Source organism: Clostridium sp. CMCC3677 (genome assembly GCF_023845585.1).
Taxonomy (GTDB): domain Bacteria; phylum Bacillota; class Clostridia; order Clostridiales; family Clostridiaceae; genus Clostridium; species Clostridium aquiflavi.
This window is the reverse complement of sequence record NZ_JAMQHS010000024.1, coordinates 1-9,113: the sequence shown is the minus strand read 5'-3', so window position 1 is coordinate 9,113 and position 9,113 is coordinate 1. Positions and strand designations below refer to the sequence as shown.

Below are 9,113 nucleotides of genomic sequence, written 5' to 3'. Positions count from 1 at the left end.
TAGCATTCCTAAGTTCAATTACTCAGTCCACTTTGCTTATGCATATATCAACACTCTGCTAAAACATAGCCTTTATATATTAATTATTTCTATTTATTAACTTATACTAAATTTAAACTCTTTTCTTTATGGGAGTTTAAATGTTTATCTTTTAATATATGGATAATAATAGAAATTATATACTTATATTATAATAAAACATTTGAAAAAATTAAAATACTCCAAGTTAAGATATTAAAAATGACTAAGGTCATAATATAGTATTTCCTTAGTCATTCTAATTATTTATTGTACTTTTAATTTTTTCTCGTTATAAATTGTTATACCTAATGTTAACATTAAACCTCCCCATAAAACCACTGCACCTAATCCAAAGAAAGTTATTGCTATGCTGTTCATTATAAATTCCTCCTATATACTTTTATTGCTCTTCAAAATTATCTATATTTTTATTTTTCCATGGTTTTTTAGTAATAATAATTGATGATACTATTCCTATTAATATTACACTCCAACCATACATAAATAATGCTCTTAATGAATATCCACCATATGGAGATTTAATTTCTGTAATTAAACTTTGTACTAACATAAATATTAATATTGCTGGTGTTAAATATTTGACTGTAACATCCCACCATTTGCCTATTCTAAAATATGATATATCGTTTGTATGCTCTCTTATTATATAAGGTTTTAATATCCATCCTACTAAAGTTACTTCTAATAATCCAACAACAACTATTCCGTAATTGTTTATAAAGTTATCTATTATATCTAATAGATATAATCCTGCTCCACTTGCAAAAAGTAAACTTGTTGAAAATCCTATTAAACAAAATACTGTTATTACTTTATTACGCTTCCATCCAAATTTATCCACAAATGGCGCTGATACTGCTTCTGTTAACGAAACTGTAGATGTAATACCTGCAAATATTAAACATGCAAAAAATAAAACTCCTAAAATAATTCCCCAGCTTCCCATTGCGCTAAATACTTCTGGAAATACTATAAACGCAAGACCAACTCCACTTGAAGCAACTTCTGACACAGAAACACCTTGAACATTAGCCATATAACCTAATATTCCAAAAACTGCTATAGCACATAAAAACTCAAAACCACAATTAGCAAAAGCTGTCATAAAAGCACTATTGTTAATGTCTGTTTCCTTTGGTAAATAACTTGAGTATGTTATCATTATTCCCATGGCTAAACTTAATGAAAAAAATACTTGTCCATATGCTGCTATCCATACTTTTGGTTCTAACACTTTTGACCAATCTGGTGTAAATAATGTATTTAATCCTAAAGATGCACCTTCTAATGTTACTCCCCTAATGGCTATTACAACCATAATTATTATTAACATTGGTAATAGAACTTTATTTACTTTTTCTATTCCACCTTTTATTCCTTTATAACAAATAGTCCAATTAATTAGCCAAATAATAGCGATTCCTATAAATATAGGCCAAACTATCCCACCAAAATCGAATGGTGATGAAGTTAAATGTAAAAAATCATTATGAAAAAATGAATTTGAATCATTTCCCCAACCTCTAGTAAAACTAAATCTTAAATAATTAATAGCCCAGCTTAAAATCATTGAATAATAGCATAGTATAATAAATGCACTGATTGTAGGCCACCAACCAAGCCACTCCCACTTTTTATTTACTCTTGCCATTGCAAGTGGTGTTGATCCTTTATATTTATGCCCCATTCCATATTCTAATATTAATAATGGTATACCTGCAGTAAAAATAGCAAAAAAGTAAGGAATTAAAAATGCTCCTCCACCATTTGAATATGCTACATATGGAAATCTCCATATATTACCTAAGCCTACTGCTGAACCTATAGCCGAAATAATAAATCCCAATTTGCTACCCCATTGATCCCGTTTTTCATTCATGTCCACTTCCCCCTTTGTAGATAAGATAAATAAAATCATTCTTTAATTATTAATATAATATAATAATTTAATAATATTTTCAATATTTATTTAAAAATATTTTATATTTTTATTGATTTAATTGATAATTCATTTTATTTTTGCATATTTTCTTAACTTTTCGTCAATTTGCTATATTAAAATTAACTTTTATTATTTACATATTATGTTAATATTGATTGAAGGAGTTGAAATTTATGAAAAAATTTTTATTATGCGGAGTATTAGCATTTATTTGTTTAGGTTCTACTTCACTTAACGTTTTTGCAAATACAAATGAACCTACTCACTCATGGAAAATTACAAAAGCAAATGTAGATAGTGGTAAAGTTTCGTATCATGAATTTAATGATACAAAAGATAATTGTGAGATTGTAACTTATAACTCAAGTTACAATAAAGAATGTACAATATGTGGGGCAACATGTAGTGAAGATAGTACAACTATCTTTCATTTAAATTTTAATTGTCATGAATGTGATTAATAACTAAAATGATACACCTAAAAATAATACTTAAAGCCACTTAAATTTCTTTAGAACAAAATCGCTAAGGCGACTTTGGAGCCGTCGATTTTTTTAGCCATGCGCCCTTTCCAAACGCAGTGCAGGAATAATGGTGCGGCATATGATTGTTTTTTATTCTTTAGGGGTACTCATAATACCTTTAAAACACATTATTTTAAAAGTTATCTACAAATTTTTTAATAATATAAATTCCTAAAGAATAAAAAAATAATACTATTAAGTAGTTATTTTCTACTAAAATAGGATTATTTTTATTAATCTCGGTTTTAAATATGTGTTGATATATGCAATAAGTAAAGTGACATTGTAATTGAACTTATTTAGCTAATCAACAACTTCTATTATATTATTTTCTACACCTATAATACTTTTTTTATTCAAAATATAATCTTCTATTATATTAATTGCATCCCTACTTATTACTTCTCCTGGACAAACTAAAGGTATTCCTGGTGGATATGGTATTATCATATTTTTAGATATTTTTCCTTCACTCTCTCCTACTTTGCGATAAGTTCCTTTTAATTTAAATACCTCATGAGGTTCTAATTTTTTATTTGGAACAAGATTATAATATTTAGCATTAACATCGCTATTATTTTTTAATACTTCTATATCTAAATTTTCTATGACCTTAAAAATATATTCAAAATCACCTTCAGTATTAAACGGAGATAATATTAAAACTACCCCTCTTGAAAAACTCATTTCAGCTTGTATTTTATTCTCTCTTAAATAATCCAGAAATTTATGTCCACTATACCCACTTGGTAATAACATTACATATCTTGTTATATCTATATCATATTCAAATTCTAAGTCTTCTTTAGAAAGTATATACGTTTTATTTAAAGAATTAATTTTATCTTTCCATATTTGGCAATTGCATATTAATTCTTTATAATCATTCACTCCATATTCATCTAAATAATGTCTTGAATAATCTAAAGAGGCCATAATTAAATATGATGGTGAAGTGCTCATAAAAGTTTTTAAATAAAACTCTATGCTTTCACTATCATTATTAACCAAAAGGTATGCCCCCTGTGTTAATGCTGGCAAAGTTTTATGTGCACTTAAAACAACATAATCAGCTAGATAATATATATCTTTAGGTAACTTATCACTTTGTCCAAAATGTGCTCCATGAGCCGCATCTATAATAATATTTAAATTTCTTTTCTTTAAATCTTTTAAAATTTCTTCAATATCATAAGTTATTCCAAAATAATTTGGATAAGTTAAAATTATTCCTTTAGGATTATTGCAATTTTCTAATGCCTTATATATGTTTTCTTTATTTGGAGGTAAAAATATATCTTTTTCAAGATCTACTATTGGTTCAATATATCTAACCTTTAATTTTCTTAAAATTAATGCATTGTATATAGATTTATGACAATTTCTTTCTACTATAACCTCATCACCTTCATCAAATGCATCAAATATTGAAGCTAAATTTCCACAAGAGCTCCCATTCACTAAAAAATAAGCTTTTTTTGAATTATAAGTTTTACTAAGTAACTCTTGAGCTTCTTTTATGACCCCTTCAGGACAATGAAGATTATCCAAAGGATCTACTTCCGTAATATCAAAAAATCCTAAATTTTTCGCAAATTCCTTTCCAATATCATCTTTTAGAAAACCTAAGCCAGCTTTATTGCCAGGCATAGAAAGCAATAAATTCTTTTCTTTATGATATTTTATCAATTCATTTAACAATGGAATACGTTCTTTCATATTGTTCCCTTTCCTTTATATATTTTAACTAGTAGTTAAGAGTGTAATATAAAGCTTGTGGACTGTGAAATTTACTTTAAGAACACTAATAATGAATATAGTCCTATTTTAGCTTGCTCCCAATATGAAATTAGTACAAGCAGTAAATGTGACAATATTCATTAAGAGTTCTAAAAAGCAAATTTCAATGCCACTACGCCATTATATTACACTCTTAACTTTTCTTAAAATATAATAATGTTAGTAAATATTATCTTTAAGATATAATTTCTATAGATGAATTTTTTAATGTTTTTATTGCTATATCAAATATATCTTCTTTTGTTATATTATCTAAATTTTCATTTGTATATACTTTATAATCACCAAACATAGTATCGTAAGTTGAAATTTCTTTTGCTAGTACAATACTCTTTTCTTCTTTAAACAATTTTTTAAGTTTATAAGACTTTACTAACTGTTTTATATCTTTCATCTCAATGCTATTTTTTAATTCAGCAAGTTTATTGATACATTGTTTTATTAATTCTATAGATTTATCTACATTTTCTTTTGATGTACTAAATGTAATTTTATAAAGTTTTATGTATTTTTCATGAGCAATATTAGTAATAACATCATAAACAAGTCCATTTTTAGTTCTTAATGTATCAAAAAGTAATGAATTTACGCCTTGTCCAAAATACTCATCAAATACCCTTAATAAACTAATCTCATTATCATTTAGTTCATGTATAGAAAAAATCATTTGAACCTTACAAGTTTTTAAACCTTCTCTTACATTTATAAATGTATTTTCAACATTATTTTCATAATAAACTTCTTCTATTATTTTAATTTTCTTTTCCCATAATCCGAAATATTTTTCTACTAAGTTCTTTACTTCTTCAAATTCTAGTGAAGATATTACAGCAATAGACGTATTTCCTGGAAAATAATATTCTTCATAAAACTTCTTAACATCTTCTAATTTTATAGATTTAAGTTGATCTTCAAGACCTATTATAGGATATTTTATTCTTCTATTTTGAAATGAATTTAAAAATAGCTTATCCTCGCAATATTGTTCAACTTCCTCATCCCATTCATTAAGCTCTTCTATTATTACATTCATTTCCTCTTTAAATCCATCCTCAACGAATTCTGGATTTATAATTACGTCCGAAAAAATCTCTAATCCTTTTTCAAGTTCATCACCAAGTAAAGTTCCATAATATATTACATATGGATAATTAGTCATAGCATTATGAAATCCAAATATAGAACTTAACTCTTTGTTTATTTGTGCTTCATTTCTATTTTTAGTATTTTTAAATACCATATGTTCTGTAGCATGCGCTATCCCTAAAATATCTTTTTCTACTCCTGCTCCTGCTTCTAAAGATATACATATAGAAGATAATTCTGATTCACTTTTTTTATATATTAACTTTAAATTATTTTCAAAAATATACTCTTGCAAAAGTCTTCCCCCTTAAAAAGTTATTCTTATGATTATTTATTTCAAGTTATATTTTAATATCTAAAGTTTAAATTTATTAACCTCTGCTGTAAGAATATTTGAACATTCTTGTAATCTATCAACTTCCTCACTTAAACTTCTCATACTTAATAATTGTTCTTTAGATATACTGCTAATTTCTTGCGTAGAAGCTGTTGTTTGTTCTGATGCTGCTGAAGTATTTTGAATTATATCTAAAATTGTATCCTTATTTCCTATCATAGTCTTATTATAATTTACAATTTTATTTATTATTTCTGATAAATTAAATAATTCACCTGAAAGTTTATTAAAGATATCTTCTGTTTCTACTACAGCTTGATTGTTTTCATTAACAACTGCAATATTTTCTTCTACTGAAATAACTGCATTATTAGATTTTTCTTGTATTGCATTAATTTTACTTCTTATTTCATTAGTAAATTTAGAAGTTTCTTCAGCTAGTTTTTTAACTTCTTCTGCAACCACTGTAAATCCTCTTCCGCTTTCTCCTGCTCTTGCTGCTTCAATGGATGCATTTAAAGCTAAAAGATTAGTTTGATTAGCAATTTCATTAATAGTATCAACTATACTACTTATTTCTTTCGAATTACTATCAACATCCATAACAATAGATTTTATGTTATTTGAAATCTCTCTATTCTTTTCAGAACAACTAGATAAATTATTCATAACACCAATACCATGTTCACTTAAAGTTCTTGTGTAATTTATTTTATCAAAAGTTACTATTGTTTCATCAGATATATTATCTATTTCATTACTTAAATCATTTATTTGAGAAACTTCTTCTTGAATATCTTCTGATTGCTTTTGAGAACTACTAGCTATTTCTGATATTGCATTTGAAATTCCATCTAACGAGTTAATAGACATTTCTGTAGTATCAACTAATTTGTTAGAGAAATCATTTATTTCATTGGATGTATTTTGTATTGATGCAACCATTTTTCCAAGAATAATTCTCATATTTAAAATAGATTTAGATATACTACCTACTTCATCTTGTTTTAACGCATATTGTTCCAATAATTTATTTTCTGTTAAATTTAAATTGCTTATATCATCAATAATTCCCATAAGATCTTTTAATGGTTTTAAACTTTTATTTAAAAGAATAACTAATACTACTGTAAGTAAAGCTAATGATATAACAGTAATTACTATTTGTACTTTAGCAAAATCATTTATAACTGAGCTTATTCCGCTAATAGGTATTCCTATATCTAATGATCCATATAATTCTCCATGAAAATTTATTGGAACCATTATGTCATATGCCCAAATTTTTTGAACATCTGCATAAAATTTACGTGCTGTTGTTTTTCCTTGTTGAACTGCATTTACTGTGTAATCATCATCGTATACTTTTCCAATTTTTTGTTCATCGCTATGTGCTACTGCTTTGTTATTTTTATCAACTACGACAATGTATGTAATATTATCTAATTTTGCTTTTTTATCAACTACTTCTTGTAATTTTTCAATAGGATTATCTTCATTCTGAATTATGTATTCAACTAAAGAATTCATTTCATTAGCTACTTCAATAGATTTATCTAGTAAAACATCCGTCATACTATTTTTTATATTAAATATGCTTATTATAGTTGTTAAAGAAAAAATAACTAATAAGGATACTAATATAACTCCTGTAAGTAAACTTTTTATTGATTTTTTAATAACTCTGTCATTTTCCATTTCTTGTCCCCCTATATACTCTTATTTTTTAATTATCGAACATATTTTAGCATAAATTTATATATTATATATTTTTTATCTATTAAAGTTACAATTTAGCAAAAATATTATGTTAGATTCCATAAAAATCATATTAATTTTTATGAGAATCATATTATATTAAATAGTATAAAAATAGGACTGCTATATAATAAAATAATTATTATATAGCAGTCCATTAATTTTATTACTCAGCTTTAAGAGCTATAGCACATTCAATTCTCTTCTTTTGCATTTTACATCCTATTTCATATGGAATCTTCATATCGCCATTGAAATTAAAGTTGTTAGCTTGACAACCACCACTACAGTAGAATTTAGCCCAGCAATCTCTACATTTAGGTTTATTATATATATGTGCTTCTTTAAATTTCTTTCCTAATTCTGAATCATAAGTATCATCATATATAGTTCCTAATTTAAATTCTTCATTTCCAACAAATTGATGACATGGATAAACATCTCCTTGAGGAGTTATTGCTACATATTCAAATCCTGCACCACAACCTGAAATTCTCTTATAGACACAAGGTCCGCCTTGAAGATCTATATTGAAATGATAGAAGTTAAATTCATCTTTTCCTTCTCTCTTTCTCTTAGCCATTTCTTCATATAGCTTGTCATAATTTTTGAAAATAGTTTCTAAATCTTCTTCTCTTAATGAAAGAGAATGTTCATCTGGTAAAACTACTGGTTCAATTGATATTTCATCAAAACCTTCATTGATCATAGCCATAACATCTTCATAAAAATCTGTGTTATTTCTAGTAAATGTTCCTCTAACATAGAAAGTTTTACCCTTAGTTCTTCTTTTTATCATTTCTTTTATATTAGGAATTATATCATCATATGATCCACTTCCATCAGCTTTAATTCTAACATTATCATTAACACATTTTCTTCCATCTAATGATAATATTATATTACCCATTTCTTTATCCATGAAATCCATCATTTCTGGATTTAAAAGAGTAGCATTAGTTGTCATTGTGAATCTTATGTTCTTATTCCACTTCTTTTCATTGTCTCTTGCATATTTAATTATATCTTTTATAGTGTCCATTATCATAGTTGGTTCTCCACCAAATAAATCTATTTCTATGTTTTTTCTTGGACCACTTCTCTTAACAACATAATCAATTGCTTTTTTAGCAACTTCAAGACTCATTACGCCTTTATGTCCATGATATTCACCTTCATCAGCAAAACAATATTTACATCTTAAGTTACATCCATGAATTATATTTAAACATACAGCTTTTATGTAATCTCTATCATCCATAGAGCTATGAGCTATATCTTCATATTGATCCTTAGAATAAAGAATTCCATTATCTATAAGTTCAAGTATTTCATCATATGCTTCTGAAATAACATTTTCTTCATATTTATTATTTAAAGTCTTAATAAGTTCTTCTTTAGATTTTAATTTATTGTCATCAACTAAATCATATACTAATTCATCAACTACATGTACTGCACCTGTATTTACGTCTAAAACAAAAAAGTTTTCACCTTGTTTAAATTTGTGTATTAAAGACACTGTTTTTTCCTCCTAATTCATATATAAAATAGGCTATGTTTTAGTAGAGTGTTGATATATGCATAAGCAAAGTGGACTGAGTAATTGAACTTAGGAATGCTA

Annotated in this window: 7 protein-coding genes; 1 reads left to right on the top strand and 6 read right to left on the bottom strand. The window is 26.1% G+C overall.

Annotated elements, in window-relative coordinates; translation table 11 throughout:
• Positions 1-285 precede the first annotated feature (285 nt).
• Together NG901_RS16430 and NG901_RS16425 are read right to left on the bottom strand one after the other, a co-directional pair.
• On the bottom strand, positions 286-399 hold the full coding sequence (locus NG901_RS16430; RefSeq protein ID WP_252217007.1) for a MetS family NSS transporter small subunit: 114 nt from the start codon (positions 397-399) through the stop codon (positions 286-288).
• A 22-nt stretch (positions 400-421) separates the two neighbouring features.
• The gene (locus tag NG901_RS16425; RefSeq protein WP_252217005.1) at positions 422-1,921 is read right to left on the bottom strand and encodes a sodium-dependent transporter; all 1,500 of its coding nucleotides are present in this window, start codon (positions 1,919-1,921) and stop codon (positions 422-424) included.
• Between the two features lie 236 nt (positions 1,922-2,157).
• On the opposite strand from NG901_RS16425, the gene NG901_RS16420 reads away from it, so the two are divergent.
• A complete protein-coding gene (locus NG901_RS16420) occupies positions 2,158-2,445 on the top strand; it encodes a hypothetical protein (RefSeq protein ID WP_252217003.1) in 288 nt (95 codons plus the stop codon).
• Between the two features lie 366 nt (positions 2,446-2,811).
• Here NG901_RS16420 and NG901_RS16415 read toward each other — a convergent pair whose 3' ends face one another.
• The 4 genes from NG901_RS16415 to scfB all read right to left on the bottom strand — a co-directional run bounded on the left by NG901_RS16415 (position 2,812) and on the right by scfB (position 9,011).
• Complete coding sequence (locus NG901_RS16415) at positions 2,812-4,227, bottom strand: aminotransferase class I/II-fold pyridoxal phosphate-dependent enzyme (protein ID WP_252217001.1); 1,416 nt, start codon at positions 4,225-4,227, stop codon at positions 2,812-2,814.
• Between the two features lie 256 nt (positions 4,228-4,483).
• The gene (locus tag NG901_RS16410; protein WP_252216999.1) at positions 4,484-5,689 is read right to left on the bottom strand and encodes a M16 family metallopeptidase; all 1,206 of its coding nucleotides are present in this window, start codon (positions 5,687-5,689) and stop codon (positions 4,484-4,486) included.
• A gap of 60 nt (positions 5,690-5,749) precedes the next feature.
• Complete coding sequence (locus tag NG901_RS16405) at positions 5,750-7,429, bottom strand: methyl-accepting chemotaxis protein (protein WP_252216996.1); 1,680 nt, start codon at positions 7,427-7,429, stop codon at positions 5,750-5,752.
• 226 nt (positions 7,430-7,655) lie between these two features.
• Positions 7,656-9,011 (bottom strand): thioether cross-link-forming SCIFF peptide maturase, encoded by a 1,356-nt coding sequence (gene scfB / locus NG901_RS16400; protein WP_252216994.1) that lies wholly within the window; start codon positions 9,009-9,011, stop codon positions 7,656-7,658.
• Positions 9,012-9,113 lie beyond the last annotated feature (102 nt).

Bases quoted from the DNA above. Each gene is read 5' to 3' on its own strand.
- NG901_RS16430 (WP_252217007.1), bottom strand. From the start codon at position 399: ATGAACAGCATAGCAATAACTTTCTTTGGATTAGGTGCAGTGGTTTTA.
- NG901_RS16425 (WP_252217005.1), bottom strand. From the start codon at position 1,921: ATGAATGAAAAACGGGATCAATGGGGTAGCAAATTGGGATTTATTATT.
- NG901_RS16420 (WP_252217003.1), top strand. From the start codon at position 2,158: ATGAAAAAATTTTTATTATGCGGAGTATTAGCATTTATTTGTTTAGGT.
- NG901_RS16415 (WP_252217001.1), bottom strand. From the start codon at position 4,227: ATGAAAGAACGTATTCCATTGTTAAATGAATTGATAAAATATCATAAA.
- NG901_RS16405 (WP_252216996.1), bottom strand. From the start codon at position 7,429: ATGGAAAATGACAGAGTTATTAAAAAATCAATAAAAAGTTTACTTACA.